Here is a 15,007-nt window from a genome sequence, read left to right on the forward strand (position 1 = left end):
GAAGGGGGCCAGTGATTTTCGTGAAGAATCCAGCTGGCGTTGCCGTGCTGTCAGTCAGGTGAGGGCCAGGGTTCTGCTCACCCCTCAGATCGGATTCATCGAGGAGGTCGGTGTCGCTTCCTTTGCAGCCGTGCAGCGCCGGTGTTCGTGTCGACGACGGGTGAAACCTATGCAGGAAACGACGGGCGAAAACTGAGCAGCCCGGAGGAACCTGTCAGGGGTGATCACTGTGGAGGACTGGGCCGAGATCCGTCGGCTGCACCGTGCTGAGGGCCTCTCGAAGGCCGCCATCGCCCGCCATCTGGGCATCTCCCGCAACACCGTCGCCGCCGCGCTCAAGTCCGACCGGCCACCCCAGTACCACCGCCCACCGTCCGGGTCGCTGGTCGACCCGTTCGAGACACAGATCCGCCAACTCCTCGCGCAGTACCCGACGATGCCCGCGACCGTGATCGCCGAACGCATCGGCTGGCGCCACTCCATGACCATCCTCAAGGACCGCATCCGCATCCTGCGCCCGTACTTCCAGCCACCAGACCCCACCGACCGGATCACCTACCAGCCCGGCGAACTCGCCCAGTGCGACCTGTGGTTCCCCGCCACACCCATCCCCGTCGGCCACGGCACCGAACGGATCCTGCCGGTGCTGACCATGACCTGCGGCTACTCCCGCCACACCAGCGCGGTGATGATCTGTTCCCGCAAGGCCGGCGACATCCTGGCCGGCATGTGGCACATCCTTACCCAGTGGGGGCGCGTCCCGCGAACGCTGGTGTGGGATCGGGAAGCCGCGATCGGCGGCACCGGCAAACCCTCGGCCGAGGCCGCCGCGTTCACCGGCACACTGGGTGTCCGCCTCCACCTCGCCCCGCCCCGCGACCCGGAGTTCAAGGGCCTGGTCGAACGCCGCAACGGCTACCTCGAAACGTCCTTCCTGCCCGGCCGGGTCTTCACCAGCCCCGCCGACTTCAACACCCAGGTCACCGACTGGCTGGCCACCCACGCCAACCAGCGCCGTATCCGCGCCCTCGGGGCCAGCCCCACCGAACGCTGGACCACGGATCGGGCCGCGATGCTCGACCTGCCACCCTTGCCGCCCGTCGTGGGTCTGCACCACCGAGTCCGCCTCGCCCGCGACTACTACATCCGTGTCGACGGCAACGACTACTCCGCGGACCCGCGCGCGATCGGCCGGTTCGTGACCGCGACCACCACCGACGACCAGGTCCGGATCCTGTGTGACGACGCCCTGGTCGGGCTCCACACCCGCTGCTGGGCGACGGGCCAGACGATCACCGACCCCGCCCACCAGCGCATCGCCCACGACCTGCGCCACGCCTACAACCAGCGCGCCCGCCACACCCCGACCACCCGCGCCCACGACGACGGACACGTCGTCGCGATCCGCGCCCTGCCCGACTACGACGCCCTGTTCGGCGTCGACTTCCACACCCACCAAGGAGCCTCATGACCAGCAAGACCACCGCCCCGAACACCCAGCCCACCACCACCACGGGCTTCACAGCGTCTACCAGTCAGGACGGGGAACGGATCGCCTCCCAGCTCGCCTTCCTCACCCGCGTGCTCAAGATGCCCACCATCGCCAAGACCTGGTCCGAGATCGCCGACCAGGCCCGCGACCTGGGCTGGTCCCACGAGCAATACCTCGCCGCCGTCCTCGAACGCCAAGCCGCCGACCGGGAAGCCGCCGGCACCATGATGCGGATCCGCACCGCCCACTTCCCAGCCATGAAGACCCTCGAGGACTTCAACTACGACCACCTCCCGTCCCTACGCCGCGACCTGCTCGCCCACCTCGCCAACTCCACCTACGTGTCGAAGGCCGAGAACGTGGTCCTGCTCGGGCCGCCCGGCATCGGCAAGACCCACCTCGCGATCGGCCTGGGGATCAAGGCCGCGCAAAACGGCCACAGCGTCCTGTTCGACACCGCCAGCGCCTGGATCAGCCGACTCCAGACCGCCCATCAGGCAGGGCAACTCGACGCCGAACTCAAGAAGATCAAGCGGTACCGCCTGGTCATCGTCGACGAGGTCGGCTACCTGCCCTTCGACGCCGACGCAGCCAACCTGTTCTTCCAACTCGTCGCGTCCCGCTACGAACAAGGCTCCATCATCGTCACCAGCAACCTGCCCTTCGGCCGCTGGGGCGAAACCTTCTCCGACGACGTCATCGCCGCCGCCATGATCGACCGCCTCGTCCACCATGCCGAAGTCCTCGCCCTCTCAGGCGAGTCCTACCGCACCCGCGCCCGCCGAGAACTCCTCACCAAAGACCGCAACAACTGATATGGGTGTGGTTCCTGTCAAGAGGGCAGGATGAGGCGCCGCCGGGCTGGATGCCGGGTGGCGCCTCTCCTTGTGTTGGCCCGAAGTGGTTTTGACGAGGGGTTTCGCGTGTCTGTCGACGGCGATGTCAGTCTGATATTCGCGGGTTGGTTACCGCAGGACGGTGCTTTCGGCTCGGAACGTCACGCGTGTCTAGGATCGAGCGTCGCCGCCGGTCAGGGCGGCTGCTCATAGTTGTATCGCGGGTCGGTCCGGTCGCTGCGTCACCTCTTCGCCTGCCGGTCCTCGGGCCAAGTTTGTGGCCTCGAGTTCAGTCCTCGAGGACGGCGAGCGACCAGCACCAGTCGGCGAGTTCGCGGGCGATCGCGGCGTTGGCGACGATGGGTCGCTTCTTGCGGGCTTTGAACTGGTTCCAGCGGTGGTTCAACCGCCGGTTGCCCAGGTCACCGCGGGCCCGGGCGGCCGGGGACGCGAGGTCCCAGCGGTCACGGATCGTCTTGCCGGGAACGTAGCGGTGCTGGTGATGCCAGGCGGCCTCAACCAGGAGTCGGCGCGCGTGACTGTTGCCGGTCTTGGTGATCGGCCCGAGCGAGCGGGACTGGCCGGACGAGTTCTCCGAGGGGATCAGGCCGACGAACGAGCCGATCGAGTTGCCGGTGAACCGGGTCCAGTCGCCGATCTCGACCGCCAACCCGAACCCAGTCAGAGTGGAGATCCCGCGCAAACAGCCGAGCCGACGGACGGTGTCGCTCCACGGACTGTCGGCAGCCATCGCGGCGATGCGTTCATCGAGACGATCACGGCGCGCCGTGATCGTGACAACACTGTCGTAGGCTTCGTCGAACGCGGCCTGAACCAAGGGCGAGTCGAAGCGCTGCCGCTTGAGCCAGGCGTCATGCGCGTTGCTCCAGGTCTGCCCGCCCGAATAGACGATCCCGTGGCGCAGCAGGAGCTTCGACAACCGATGCCTGGCACGCATCAAGTCACTGCGGCAGTCCTCGCGGGCGCGGACCAGATCGCGGGCAGCTTCGGTGAGCTCGTCGGGGACCGTGACCGCCGAGTACGCATCCAGCCGCAACAACGTTGACAGGTGTTCGGCGTCGATCGCATCGGTCTTCACGCGGCTGCCTGAGGGGCGTTGCAGTTTGGATGGGGCCGCAACGACCGTCCTGATGTCACTGGCCAGCAACGTCCTGGCCAGGCCATAGCCGGTTGGGCCGGCTTCATAGATCGCCGCCGCTGGTCCGGGCAGGGCCTTGATCCAGCCGGTCACTTCGACCGGGTCGGGGCAGAGTCTTGCTTTGAAGATCTCGCCGGTCTGGACGTCCATCGCATGCGCCACCACGGAGCGGGCATGCACATCCAGGCCAACACTCGTACGCTCGGTAAACAACCGGGGCCTCCCACGTATGTCGGAAAGGCCAGACAGGCCGCCCCTGTCCGGCAACCCACGAATCGTTGCGCGGCGAGGCCCCGGCCTGCCAGAGCCTCACCCCCGATCGAGTCACCCATACCGTCTAGGGGCAGAGAAGAAGATGCGTGGCTGGGGGGCACCCCACCTCGCGCCAGGGCTCACCCATCAACACGTCAGCTGCTGCTGTACTATTCAGCACATGCTGACCATTGCTTCGCGTCTTGACGCCCTGAACCGCATCGGACGGGCCCTGGCTGACCCCACCAGAGCGCGCATCCTGTTGAGCCTGCTGGATGCGCCCTCGTATCCCGCCGAACTCGCCCAGAGTCTGGACCTGACCCGGTCGAACGTGTCGAACCATCTGGCCTGCCTGCGTGACTGCGGCATTGTCGTGGCCGAGATGCAGGGGCGCAAGGTCCGCTACGACATCGCCGATCATCACCTGCGCGACGCCCTCACTTCGCTGGTCGAGGTGACACTGGCCGTGAACGACGCCGCACCCTGTCTCGATCCGGCCTGCAGCGATAGCGCCTGCCAGGAGGTCCGCTGATGTTGGCCACCATGATCCAGGCCGTCGGCCTGTTCGTCGCGACCAACATCGACGACGTCATCGTGTTGTCGCTGTTCTTCGCTCGTGGCGCTGGCCGCGCAGGAACCACGCGACGCATCGTCGTGGGTCAGTACCTGGGATTCCTGGGCATCCTTGGCGCGGCTCTCCTGACTACTTGGGGCGCGAGCCTGGCCCTGCCGGAATCCGCCATCCCCTACTTCGGTCTGATCCCCCTGCTCTTGGGGCTTCGCGCCGCATGGGAGGCATGGCAGGGCGAGGACGATGACGAGCTCGATGACCGCAAGAAGGTCGCGCCGTTGACCGTCGCGGCTGTGACCTTCGCCAATGGCGGGGACAACATCGGTGTCTACGTCCCCGTCTTCCTCAGTGTCAGTCCAGCCAGCATCCTGACCTACTGCGCAGTCTTCCTGCTGTTCGTCGCAGTCCTCGTGGCCATTGCGAAGTTCGTGGCCACCCGGCCGGGCATCGACGAGGCCCTCGAGAAGTCCGAACACATCCTGTTCCCACTCGTCCTGATCATCTTGGGCGTCGTGATCCTTGTCCAAGGAGGCGCTTTTGGCCTGTGATCTCAGTCGGACGGCGCCCGGACCTGCTCAGTTTTCAGGCGTCGATTTTTGCTCACTTTTCGGCCGTCGTTGACAGTTCGTCACTGGACGTCGTCGCCCCATCTGTGGCCATCGGCACGGGTCCCCCGGCGCGGTGTTGGGGGAAGTGAGCCAGCCCGTGGTGGGCGTGGCTGGAAGGAGCGGTGGTGATGGTGGCAGCGGAGGGTGTGCGGAGCCTGGAGCGCGTGGTCGGGTTGTTGATGACCGCGGCGGAGCGTTCCCGGTTGGCGACGTGGGATCTGGAGGAGCTGGGGGCCTTCCAGCGGGACACGGCGGTGAACGAGGCGCTGTGGTCCGCCACCGGGTTGTTGGAGCCCGACGTGGTTCCCGTTCCGGTGGAGGTCGAGCAGGTCGGCGTCCTGGCGGTGTTGGAGGAGGTTGAGCGGGAGCTGCGTCGGGTGGCGATTGGCGCCTATCCGGCCGGGACGAGTGCGGTGGTCGCGTTGGTGTGCGATCTGGTCGGGGAGTACCGGTGTCTGCGCTGAGGCCGTTGCAGGCAGACCGGTTGGCCCGTCGCCTCCTCATCGACGATCCCGGTGACGTGGCGGCATCGGTGATGGGCTTGGCCTACGTCATGGACGCTGCCAGGCAGCGAGCCAGGCACGACGCGGATCGTGTTGCGTCGATTCTGGGGGTGTCGGCGTCGGCGCTGACCCACGTGCTGCAGTCGCGTTCCTGGAAGACAGAGGCTCCGGCGCCGGCGATGGTGGCCGTGGCGGATGCCATCGGTCAGATTCAGCCCGGGCCTGGTGTGGAGCGTGAGCTGGTGCATGTCGCGTACTTGGCGGCTCACGCCACCTCGGGGGTGTCTGCCAGGGCGGGGGACGGTGAAGTGCTGGGGGCGGTACGGGCGGTCGAGCTGGGCCTGGATGCGGCCCTGCATGGCCAGGCACCGGGCCAGCATCGTCCCGATCTGGGCAGTGAGTTCGGCGCGGCGGTGATGGAGTGGGCGCGTGCTGTGGATCGCAGTGCGCTGCGGCCGTCGGTGATGACGCAGTTGGTGACGGCCCGGGCCGCGGGTTCGGTGCTGGGGGCGGTGGACGCGATCTCCCAAGCCCAGGCGAGGCGGAGCAGCGAAGCGCTCGTGGACTACCGCGACGCGATCAAGCCGGCGCTGGCCAAGAGCTTGCGGGCGTGGGGTGAACACCACCGGGTGTGGGACAAGCTGATGTCGCCGGGGGAGCGGGTCGACCCGGACCTGATGGCTGCCACCACGAGGCTCATGCGCGCCAGCCGTGACGTTCCCGTTGGTCGAGGCGAGTCGCGGTCCTGGGATGCTGCGGTCACGGCCCTGAGCCTGACGCGGCATGTGGCCGTCGTCAGCAGCCAGCCCGTTCACCCCGGTTCTTTGAAGGCGCCAGCGGAGCTGGTTGCCCCAATGCTGGCAGCCGCGCTGCCGCCCAACGGTCCAGAGCTGCAGGTGGTGTGGCTCAAACTCGAGCGCCTCGAGGGACGCGCAAACGTGACAGTCCCCGAACCAGTGCTCGCGAAGCTGGCCGCGGTGGGTAACGCGACCGTGCGAGGTGCTGACCGGGCCCTGCAGTCGAGCTACCTCCTGATGAGCCCTGTTTCGGCGCCGGCGACGGTGCCAGCGGGCAGAGCTCGCGCAGTCCCGGATGTGCCTCACTCAAGATCTGCGCCGTCGCCCAGGTGCGTGTGAGCGCTGTCACGCCGAAAGTCGGACGTTGCGGTTCGCCGAGATTTGCGTTGCCGTGCCCCCGGCGACCCGCGAAACTCGTCGCATGGCGAACACTTCAGACCGCAACGACTGGCGCGAGCGCCTGACCTTCACCCCAATGACCGTCGAGGCAGCCCAGGTGGTCGCTGACCACTGGAAGTACCCCGCGCCCTATGACTTCTACGACGCCACGGCTGACATGGAGGACTACAAGGAGTTCGTCACTCCCGCCCAATGGCCCGACCGGTTCTGGCAGGTCCGCCACCACGAAGACCTCGTGGGCTTCTTCACAGCAGACACACGCGATGACGACCGTTGCGAGATCAGCCTCGGCCTCCGCCCCGATCTGACCGGAGGCGGCCGTGGCCTCAGCTTCCTGCAGGCTGCCTTGGCCCTCTTGGAGACCGAAGGGCTCACGCAGTCACCGGTCACGCTGAGCGTTGCGGCATTCAACCAGCGGGCCACAAAGGTCTACGAAGCAGCCGGCTTCGCCACCATCCGGACGTACACGCAGGCCACCAACGGCAGCACCTACGACTTCATCGAGATGGAGCTGCGCAAGCACTGATCGACGCCCGCTCTTGCCGCGGCGGTCTAGTGCCAGCGGGCGAGCGCGTCGGCAATCTCGGGGAGGCTCAGGCGCCCACTGGCCACAGCGATGACCAAGTCGTAGGCGTCGTCATCCGGCGCCTCCACCCAGGCGCCATTGATGTCGAGGAAGACGACGGTGGCGAGCCACCCGAGGCGCTTGTTCCCATCCACGAGAGCGTGGTTGCGGACCAGCGATTCCAACAGTGCAGCAGCCTTCTCGTCCAGACTCGGGTACGCCTCACGACCCCACAGGCTTGTTCGCGGCCGATGGGCCGCCGAGTCCAGCAGGCCCAAGTCACGCAATGGACCAACCTGCAGGTCGTCGACCAGCGCGAGCAGGTCCTCCAGGTCGAGGTACTCGGTCACTGCCCGAGTCGCTCCAGCACGTCGGCATAGCGCGCACGAGCTCGACGGGACGAACCCGACACCTTGCGCTCATGCCCCCGCCGCTCGGCCGCCTCGTGAATCGCCCGGATCGTGGCCTCCTGACGGCTGATCCCCTCGTCCTGTGCCAGACGTGCGAGAACTCGCTCATCGTCCTCGGTCAACCGCAGAGTCATTGCCATGACTCCATGATACCAATGTGGTATCGCACTCATGCCGCGATCGGAAAGGCGCGACCGTTTCCCGCGAAATCAGATGGTTCTTACAGCGGAGCGGCTGTTCTCGATGTGCCAGGCCATGAGGGCCGCGTCGTCGAGACCGGTCGGAGTGGGGTTCTTGGCGCTACGAAGCAGCTCGGTGACCCCGCCCAGGGGGAGGCAGTCGACACCGAGGATCCCGTCATAGCCGTCATAGCCCTCGTGCAGGCGAAGGATTCGCCCGTCAGAGCTGAAGACCTGCGCTTCGGAACAGTGCTCTTCGGGGGCTCCCACCGTGGCTATGGCTGCGCCGGCGGTGGAATGGGCGACGAGCCAGCCATCGTCGAAGAGGGCGAACCACGTGGCGGCGGATCCACCACCCGGCAATGCCGGGAACGATGCATCCGGCAGGCGACCTTGGAGGACGAAGCGGCTTCCGAGCCACCATTCGTGGTCGGCGAACCCGACCCGAGTGGAGAAGCGAGAGCGCCAACGGCGCGTGGGGTGGGAAGCCAGAGTCTCCAGAAAGATCTCAACGTGAGCTGCTGAAGCCCAGTCGTGACCCATGCCACAACCGTGGAGATAGGCGTGGATGACACCGTTCTCCCGGTACTGTACCGCCTGCAGTTCCGCGCCATCCGCCCAAGACAGCGTGACCGTTGTGGCCCCGTGCTCCTCCTCGACTGTGGCCGACGCCCCGTCCCTGGGGCGAGTCAGCACTTCCAGTCGAGGGTCCATGCCAGCATCCTAGAGAGGCTAGGCACGCACCATCGACCATCGCACGGACATGCCGCAGACCGTGGGGTGATTGTCCTGGTCCTATTCTCAATGCCGGCGTAGCCACCCGCGTTGCCAGGGGGACTCGACGGCGCCAGGGTCGTACACATCCCGCACCCAAGCGACAGCTGCATCTGCCTCGAGCCCGTCCAGTATGGCCATAGCAGCCAGAGCAGTCCCCGTACGGCCCCGTCCGCCACCGCAGGCCACCTCCACCCGCTCGACCTCCGCCAATCGCCATGCCCGCTCGATTCCAGCCCATGCTGCCTCCCGGGACAGGGGCAGCCCGAAGTCTGGCCATTTCAACCAGGTGTACGGCCATGGGGATTCGGGTCGTGCCACAAGGCGTAGAGGCCGTGCTCGGCGGGAGTAGTGGTGCGTGCTGACCAGCGGCGCCCACGAACCAGGCGCCCGCTCGGCAACTCCGCCACGCCTCGCCGCCGGGCTCCCACTGCATCCAGTGTGCCCGCCAGAAGACACTCTCTTGACGCGTGGTGCGTAGCCTTCGGCTGTCGCGCTCTCTTGCCGCTGCCGGAGCGAACATTCGCTGGCGGAGCTGTCCATTCCGACGACACTGCTGGCATGACTTGGACCATGACATCTGAAAAACACTGACCGCTGAAGCGGGCAATTGCTGGCTGCGGTGGGCCTGTGCCTGCTCGACCATGTCTGGCCGCGCACCACCAGCAACCACACAAGCCAGGTGACCGCGAGTCCGCAGCCTTACTCACTGTCGCGGGTGTCCACCAACCTCCGCGACCGCCTGTGGCTTGCGGGCGAACGAAGCGCTCCGTTGGACGACGAGCGCGACGGTGCCATCCGCACGGGTCTGGTTCGTCTGGGCGGCAGGAAATGTGCTCGTCCGCTCACAAGGCGCCCAGATGCCCGCCACTGTCACAGACGTGGAGCTGCAGGACTCGCGACCGAGGGATGACCCGGGCACCTCAACCTGGTGGGAGGGTCTGAAGATCGCCGCGTCCCTGAGTCCCACCTGGGAGCCGGCGCGTTCGGGCAGCATCGCCGTGCGGTCTGCCGCGACGTTGCGGGCGACTGTCTCTGCGAGGGCTTGGCCAACGAAGCGTGTGCTGTCTGGTGCAGCGGTGGCATCGAGGATTTGGTGCGCCGTCTTGAGGACGCGGGTGCCGGTGGTGTGGATGACGTCGGCGATGGTGGTGCCTTCGGGGTGGTGGGGGAGTGCTTGTTCGGCCCAGCCGGCGACGTAGGTGAAGGTGTACTGGCTGCTGTCGAGGCCGTGGGCGGCGGTGACGAGGTAGGTGACGGATTCGGCCTCGACTTCGCGACTGCCCGGACAGACCGGGGTCGCGTCGGTGGTGGGGTTGTGGAGTAGGACGTGGCCGAGTTCGTGGGCCAAGGTTTTGACGGCCTGGGCGTCGTCGACGTCGTCGCGGATCTTCACGGTTCGGGTGGTGTAGTCGGTGTAGCCGTTCGCGCCGTGGCAGTCGCCCCGCTCGAGGCGGAAGCCCCGGTCGCCGACGAGTGTGGCGAGGGCTTGCCAGAGTCCGTCGGGTGCTTGGCCGGTGAGCAGGGCGGGGCGGGGTGGTTCGGGGACGGGGTCGCCGGTGGTTTGGCTGATGTCGAAGACGCTGGCCGGTTTGACCCCGACAATCTGGGTGGCCATGAGGGGTTTGCCCTTGTCGTCGAGGACGGGTGTGCCGTCGGGCTTGAGTTTGGAGGCGGCGGGTGACGGGCGCGAGGATGCGGATGCCGTGTTCGCCGCGGGTGACCTGGCGGTGGAAACTCTTCTGCCAGGTGGTGTAGCCGGCGACGAGGGTGGCGTCGGGTCGTTGGGTCCAGATCAGGATGGTGTTGTTGAAGCTGTACTGGTGGAAGCGGCTCGCGACGCGCAGCCAGGCCTGCCACTGCTCGGAGCTGGTGAGGTCGGCGGCCTTGTCGGCAATCTGCGCGTGCAGGTGCTCGAGTTGTTCGCCTCGTTCTGCCTTCTGGGTTTCGGTGGGTGGTCGGCGGGCCATCACCGCACCGCCGGGGTCTGGGCGGTGAGTAGTTCCAGGGCGGCGTGGATGAGGTCGTCGACCTGGTCGTGGGATGCGCCGGCGGCGCTGAGTTCGTCGGCCTCGAGGAGCAGCTGTTCGATGACGAGGGGACGATCGGCGCTCAGTTCGTCAGGGCGTGTCATGCCCACCCAAGCCGTGGGGGTCTTGACCGTGCCGGCCGGTCAGTGCTCCGTCTGGAGCGGCGACTGCTCTGCAACGGTCACGGCGCGGTGCCAGGCTGCGAGGGTGACGTCGTGGGCTTCTTGGGGAGTGACCTGCGGCTGGCACTGGTGGTTCAAGGAGGCGAACCATTCGTCAGGGGAAGGGGCGCCTGTGGGGAGGTTCCAGGGCTTGGGGTAGCCGCCCGTCGGGCCGATGCGTCGATAGGTGCGTGCTGCTTCGGCGGTGATGTGTCCGGCGGTGGCCAAGGCCCAAAGGTCGTAGAGGTCGCGGGGTGCGTTGCGGGTGGTGTCACTCCAGGCCATGGTCTTGGCCACCACGAATCCTTCTGGGGTTAGGGTGTTGAGCTCGATGTCGAGCAGGCCGTGGTAGTGCTGATGGACCAGGGTGGTGCAGCGGGGGAGTGGGATGTAGTTGCGTCCATCGATGAGCTGGATCCGCAGCGCGGTGTTCCCGATCCGGTAGATGCAGGGGTCGGTGTCTCGCTTCGCCGTGGTGAGGGAGGGTTCTGCCGTGATGCGGCCGAAGGTTCGGGCCAGTCGTGTGCGGATCGCGCCGTCCAGTGCCTGGGCCGCGGCTGGGCGGGGTCCGATGGAGAGTAGGTCGATGTCTTCGCTGAGACGCAGGCCATCAAGGATGGTGCGACTGAGTGCAGTTCCGCCGTAGAAGACGAACTGGTCGCGCAGGGGAGCGATGGCCGCCAGGACATGTGAGATGACGAAGTCGTGCTCGATCGACTCGCGGGGAACGCCGTAGTGCTCCATCTGGCGACGCGCATCCGCGTCCGAGAGCTTGTGCGACCCGGCGGTGGCTGGTTGCCGTGTCACTCTGGGGGAGCGCCGAGCAGTAGGGGTGTGGTCGTGTTCTGGGGTGGTCATGGCAGTGCCTCCTCGACAGCCCGGGCGAGGGTTCTCGCTCGTGGGTTCGCGATACCCAACGCAGTTTCGGGGTCGACGTGCGCGGCCAAGGCCTTGACGGCTGCGCTGGCTTCGTTGGACAGGCCTCCAAGCTGGGGTCGGGCGATCAGGTCGACAAAGGTCTGTTCGGGGGTGGTGACGAGGAAGGCGCCCAGGCGGCCGGTCTCGAGCCGGGCGTCGAGTGCGTCGACGTCGGTGGTGGTGAACGTCACCTGTGTCTGGTCGGTGAGGACGACGGGTCGGTGCTGCTGCGGGACGGCGATGACTGTGGTGGCGATGGCGCGGGGGATGGCGTGGTGGAAGCGGGCGGCGCCGATGCCGTACAGGACGGGGATGCGGTCGCCATACTGGGCTGTGGCGTAGGCCATGGCCGCTTCCTCGGGGTTGGGTCGCCAGGGCATGTCAGGGTCGACGTCGTCGGGTTTGACGGTGTAGGTGCCTGGGGCGATGCGCACGACACGTCCGGCGCGTTGCAGGCGTAGGAGCTCCTTCTCCGGGTTCGCATACAGGTCGCGCAACATCACGGGGCGCACTGTGCGCAGCGGGGCAGCGGCCAGGGCGGCCGGGACACCTGTCGTCTTCACATCTCACCTCCAGTATGCAAAAGACTACCCTGTAGGGGTCTGGATGCATATTGATGGGTGTGAGCGAGGCTTCTTGGTTCTGTGATGCAGGGCGAATCGCTGGTGACCCTGCTATGAGTGTCGCCGATGGCAGGATGGTCTGCATGCGAAGCGACCTGGCCGACGAGGTCTTGCCCTTGATCCGCTCGAGTGGCGACCTGCACCGGTATCGGGCGGCCAATGAGCACGGTTCCCGGATGCACGAGGCGGTTGACATCCTCGAGGGGGCGGTGGGCGTCGAGGATGCCTCGGTGGTCCATGACGTGTGTCAGCGGGCCTTGATGTCGTCGCTTCGGATCATCATGCGTGCCGATGATTCGTCCGGGATCATCGGGGATGCCTGTCAGCGTCTGATCGCGCTGCATCCGGTGACGGCCACGGCGGCCAAGGTGCCGGTGGCACGGCTGGTGGCATGGATGATCAAGTTCCAGTTCGACGAGGAGTGCGACTTCTTCACCCTGGATCCGGTGGCCTACGCCCCGGTGCTGGGGGAAGCGGGCATCGCGCATTACCGCGCGGAACTGGCCCGACGGGAGTCCGACCTGGCTGGGTGTGCGCAGGCGCGCGACGGCTACTCGCACGAGAGGTTCGTGCTGGAGCACAATGCCCGACGGCTCGCCGTGCTGGACCGTGATGCGGAGGCGATCATCGCCACTCATGCCAGGGACGGGTCGGTTTCGGCGTGGGCGCTGGAGACGGCTGAGGCATTCGTTGAGATCACGGAGGTGGAGCGGGCCATTGACTGGGCCCGGCGGGCGGCCTTGATGCCGCCCGAGCACCAGGCGCTCCGGGCAGGCAGATTGTGGCGGGACTTGCTTGCAGAACACCGCCCCGGCGAGGTGTTGCCGTCCAGCCTGGAGCTGTTTGAGCGATGGCCGAACCAGAGCACCGCGGCGCAGGTGCACGCAGCGGCGGGCGACAGATGGCCAGGACTGCAGCAGCAGGTGGTTGGGCGCCTCATCGAACGCCCGTGGGAGGCCGTGGCCTTCCTTTTGCGTCAGCTGGCTGATGTGGATACCGCGTGGCAGGTGGCCCACGAGCACGCGGACCTGGTGGGCGCTGGCTTGTGGGGCGAGCTGGCTGAGGCGAGGGGCCCCTCCCACCCCGAAGAGGCTGTGCCTGTCTTGGTCCGGCTGGCCGACGATGAGCTTCGTGAGACGGGTGCGCGGCACTACCGTGTCGCGGCGAGTCTCCTGGTTCGCGCCCGGCGGTTCGCCGTCGCCGCTGGCCAAGGAGACGATTTCGATGCCGTCGTTCGTGAGTTGCGCGAGGTCCATCGCCGTCGTCCGCGGTTGCAGCAAGAGTTCGACGCGGCCGGACTGGCAAGGTCAGCTGGCCGCAGTGACCTCATCTGGAAGGCTCCACGCCGCTGCTTGGGTGGGGCGATCCAGGTCGAGGTGCGGCAGGTCGCCGGCGACTTCGGGTCCACCAGTTACGATCGGCCATGACTCCTTATTGACACAATATGTCGCTCATGCGACGTTATGTGTATGGAAGTGACCGTCGCTGAGGCTGCCCGGATAGCGGGCGTGAGTCCGCGTACAGTGCAACGGGCCCTGACCGATGGCAGCCTTGGTCTGGCCCGGGTGATTGGCCGTCAATCAACGACGGATGATCTGGCTGTCCAAGCGTGGCTGCGAACCACATGCCGGGGCCGCAAGTGGTCACCCCGGATCCGGCAGGCCGCCCTTGACCTGTTGTCAGGTGGCTCAGCGGATTCCATCGCTGCATCCGAACGCTCCAGGCTCCGGACAGCACTGCGAGGCATGAGCGCGCAGCAAATGGCGTCATCGGCTTGGGTCGGCACGTGGGCGCGGTACCGCGGCCTCGGCGAGGTGGTCGTTCAACCGATCGGTCCGAGCGTGGTTGCCGCGTCGTCCTTGGGGATGGTGGCGGGGGAGTCGTGGATGCGGTTTGCGCAGGTGGACGACCTGGGCCGTTTTGAGGCGACACAGCCAGTGCTCGCGGATCCTGATGGGGATCTGGTCGTCGTGGAGCGGGTGCGTGACGACCGCTGGGCCCGCCAGATGGTCGACACCTATGTGCTGGGCGATTCCCGCGAATCGGCAGCGGCCGCGCGGGCATTGGAGGAGGCTGCCCGTGCGGTCTGACCCCTTCGCTCTGCTGGCGGAGCTCGCGACGCGGCGCTGGATCCTGCCGGTTGGGTGCTGGTGGGCGGGTTGATGGTGCACTGCCACGCGCATCTGGCCGGGATCACGCATCAGCGGCCCACTGATGATGCCGACATCGTCGTGGAGTTGCAGACCTCCACCTATGCCACGCACGCCGCTGCGTTGGTGGGGCTCGGCTTCACGCCCCACGAGTCGGTCGATGCGACCGCCCCGTTCCATCGCTTTCTGCGCGATGGTGAGACTGTCGACCTGATGGTTCCTGATCGGGAGTCCTGGTCGCCTCGATATCTCGGACGGGAACTGGTCAAGGTTCCCGGATCTGGATCCGCTCTCAAGCGCACCATTGGGTGCGAGCTTCCCGGCGGGAGCGTTATCCGCCTCCCAGACCTCGCATCCGCTCTGTCGCTGAAGGGGGCTGCCCACCAGGTCCCGAGTGTGAACCCGTCGAGACACCTACAGGACGCTGTCACGCTCTTGGCATGCGCTGGCGCTGCTGGCTTCGAGCCGGCGCCGAGCAAGTCGATGCGGGGCAATATCAACCACTTGCTGAAGTTGGGCTGACCCCGTTTTGTAGGTCCGGTGGTTCTGGGAGTCGTCCTGTCGCCCGTGGTTGCGGGCA

Annotated in this window: 19 protein-coding genes and 1 pseudogene; 10 read left to right on the forward strand and 10 right to left on the reverse strand. The window is 66.8% G+C overall.

What is annotated here, in order from left to right:
* The first annotated feature begins 220 nt into the window (after window positions 1–220).
* Window positions 221–1,471 (forward strand): IS21 family transposase, encoded by a 1,251-nt coding sequence (gene istA, locus ABD089_RS06360; RefSeq protein WP_343885417.1) that lies wholly within the window; start codon window positions 221–223, stop codon window positions 1,469–1,471.
* A complete protein-coding gene (istB, locus tag ABD089_RS06365; RefSeq protein ID WP_343885418.1) occupies window positions 1,468–2,307 on the forward strand; it encodes an IS21-like element helper ATPase IstB in 840 nt (279 codons plus the stop codon). The genes istA and istB overlap by 4 nt, the downstream gene beginning before the upstream one ends.
* Window positions 2,308–2,617: 310 nt before the next feature.
* Here istB and ABD089_RS06370 read toward each other — a convergent pair whose 3' ends face one another.
* Entirely contained in the window at window positions 2,618–3,700 is a 1,083-nt protein-coding gene (locus ABD089_RS06370) for an IS110 family RNA-guided transposase (RefSeq protein WP_343885419.1), read from the reverse strand.
* A 220-nt stretch (window positions 3,701–3,920) separates the two neighbouring features.
* On the opposite strand from ABD089_RS06370, the gene cmtR reads away from it, so the two are divergent.
* The 5 genes from cmtR to ABD089_RS06395 all read left to right on the forward strand — a co-directional run bounded on the left by cmtR (window position 3,921) and on the right by ABD089_RS06395 (window position 7,143).
* The gene (gene cmtR, locus ABD089_RS06375; protein WP_343885420.1) at window positions 3,921–4,271 is read left to right on the forward strand and encodes a Cd(II)/Pb(II)-sensing metalloregulatory transcriptional regulator CmtR; all 351 of its coding nucleotides are present in this window, start codon (window positions 3,921–3,923) and stop codon (window positions 4,269–4,271) included.
* The gene (locus ABD089_RS06380) at window positions 4,271–4,858 is read left to right on the forward strand and encodes a cadmium resistance transporter (RefSeq protein ID WP_386769156.1); all 588 of its coding nucleotides are present in this window, start codon (window positions 4,271–4,273) and stop codon (window positions 4,856–4,858) included. Before cmtR ends, ABD089_RS06380 begins: the two co-directional genes overlap by 1 nt.
* Before the next feature lie 188 nt (window positions 4,859–5,046).
* Window positions 5,047–5,382: a hypothetical protein gene (locus ABD089_RS06385; RefSeq protein WP_343885421.1), complete on the forward strand. Its 336-nt coding sequence runs from the start codon at window positions 5,047–5,049 to the stop codon at window positions 5,380–5,382.
* 20 nt (window positions 5,383–5,402) lie between these two features.
* Window positions 5,403–6,557: a hypothetical protein gene (locus ABD089_RS06390; RefSeq protein WP_343885422.1), complete on the forward strand. Its 1,155-nt coding sequence runs from the start codon at window positions 5,403–5,405 to the stop codon at window positions 6,555–6,557.
* Window positions 6,558–6,639: 82 nt separating this feature from the next.
* Window positions 6,640–7,143, forward strand: a complete 504-nt coding sequence (locus ABD089_RS06395) for a GNAT family N-acetyltransferase (RefSeq protein ID WP_343885423.1) — start codon at window positions 6,640–6,642, stop codon at window positions 7,141–7,143.
* 26 nt (window positions 7,144–7,169) lie between these two features.
* Here ABD089_RS06395 and ABD089_RS06400 read toward each other — a convergent pair whose 3' ends face one another.
* The 9 genes and pseudogenes from ABD089_RS06400 to ABD089_RS06435 all read right to left on the reverse strand — a co-directional run bounded on the left by ABD089_RS06400 (window position 7,170) and on the right by ABD089_RS06435 (window position 12,217).
* The gene (locus tag ABD089_RS06400; protein WP_301409164.1) at window positions 7,170–7,532 is read right to left on the reverse strand and encodes a type II toxin-antitoxin system death-on-curing family toxin; all 363 of its coding nucleotides are present in this window, start codon (window positions 7,530–7,532) and stop codon (window positions 7,170–7,172) included.
* On the reverse strand, window positions 7,529–7,732 hold the full coding sequence (locus tag ABD089_RS06405) for a CopG family transcriptional regulator (protein WP_094763821.1): 204 nt from the start codon (window positions 7,730–7,732) through the stop codon (window positions 7,529–7,531). Before ABD089_RS06405 ends, ABD089_RS06400 begins: the two co-directional genes overlap by 4 nt.
* 69 nt (window positions 7,733–7,801) lie before the next feature.
* A complete protein-coding gene (locus ABD089_RS06410) occupies window positions 7,802–8,485 on the reverse strand; it encodes a hypothetical protein (RefSeq protein WP_343885425.1) in 684 nt (227 codons plus the stop codon).
* A gap of 87 nt (window positions 8,486–8,572) precedes the next feature.
* Window positions 8,573–9,088, reverse strand: coding sequence for a protein-tyrosine phosphatase family protein (locus ABD089_RS06415; RefSeq protein ID WP_343885426.1), 516 nt, complete (start codon window positions 9,086–9,088; stop codon window positions 8,573–8,575).
* 163 nt (window positions 9,089–9,251) lie between these two features.
* Window positions 9,252–10,163: a M78 family metallopeptidase domain-containing protein gene (locus ABD089_RS06420; protein ID WP_343885427.1), complete on the reverse strand. Its 912-nt coding sequence runs from the start codon at window positions 10,161–10,163 to the stop codon at window positions 9,252–9,254.
* A 43-nt stretch (window positions 10,164–10,206) separates the two neighbouring features.
* Window positions 10,207–10,515: pseudogene (locus ABD089_RS13805) on the reverse strand (ArdC-like ssDNA-binding domain-containing protein); the annotation flags it as partial.
* Window positions 10,515–10,679: a hypothetical protein gene (locus ABD089_RS06425; protein WP_343885428.1), complete on the reverse strand. Its 165-nt coding sequence runs from the start codon at window positions 10,677–10,679 to the stop codon at window positions 10,515–10,517. The gene ABD089_RS06425 and the pseudogene ABD089_RS13805, both read right to left, overlap by 1 nt.
* Window positions 10,680–10,718: 39 nt before the next feature.
* Window positions 10,719–11,594, reverse strand: a complete 876-nt coding sequence (locus tag ABD089_RS06430) for a nucleotidyl transferase AbiEii/AbiGii toxin family protein (RefSeq protein WP_343885429.1) — start codon at window positions 11,592–11,594, stop codon at window positions 10,719–10,721.
* A complete protein-coding gene (locus ABD089_RS06435; protein ID WP_343885430.1) occupies window positions 11,591–12,217 on the reverse strand; it encodes a type IV toxin-antitoxin system AbiEi family antitoxin domain-containing protein in 627 nt (208 codons plus the stop codon). The genes ABD089_RS06430 and ABD089_RS06435 overlap by 4 nt, the downstream gene beginning before the upstream one ends.
* A 143-nt stretch (window positions 12,218–12,360) precedes the next feature.
* Between ABD089_RS06435 and ABD089_RS06440 the strand changes: the two genes are divergently transcribed.
* From ABD089_RS06440 to ABD089_RS06450, 3 genes are all read left to right on the forward strand, one after another.
* Complete coding sequence (locus ABD089_RS06440) at window positions 12,361–13,704, forward strand: hypothetical protein (RefSeq protein ID WP_343885431.1); 1,344 nt, start codon at window positions 12,361–12,363, stop codon at window positions 13,702–13,704.
* Window positions 13,705–14,022: 318 nt separating this feature from the next.
* On the forward strand, window positions 14,023–14,367 hold the full coding sequence (locus ABD089_RS06445; RefSeq protein ID WP_343885432.1) for a hypothetical protein: 345 nt from the start codon (window positions 14,023–14,025) through the stop codon (window positions 14,365–14,367).
* Window positions 14,368–14,427: 60 nt separating this feature from the next.
* On the forward strand, window positions 14,428–14,949 hold the full coding sequence (locus ABD089_RS06450; protein WP_343885433.1) for a hypothetical protein: 522 nt from the start codon (window positions 14,428–14,430) through the stop codon (window positions 14,947–14,949).
* Window positions 14,950–15,007: the final 58 nt, after the last annotated feature.

It is taken from the genome of Luteococcus sanguinis, from assembly GCF_039527675.1.
GTDB lineage: Bacteria > Actinomycetota > Actinomycetes > Propionibacteriales > Propionibacteriaceae > Luteococcus > Luteococcus sanguinis.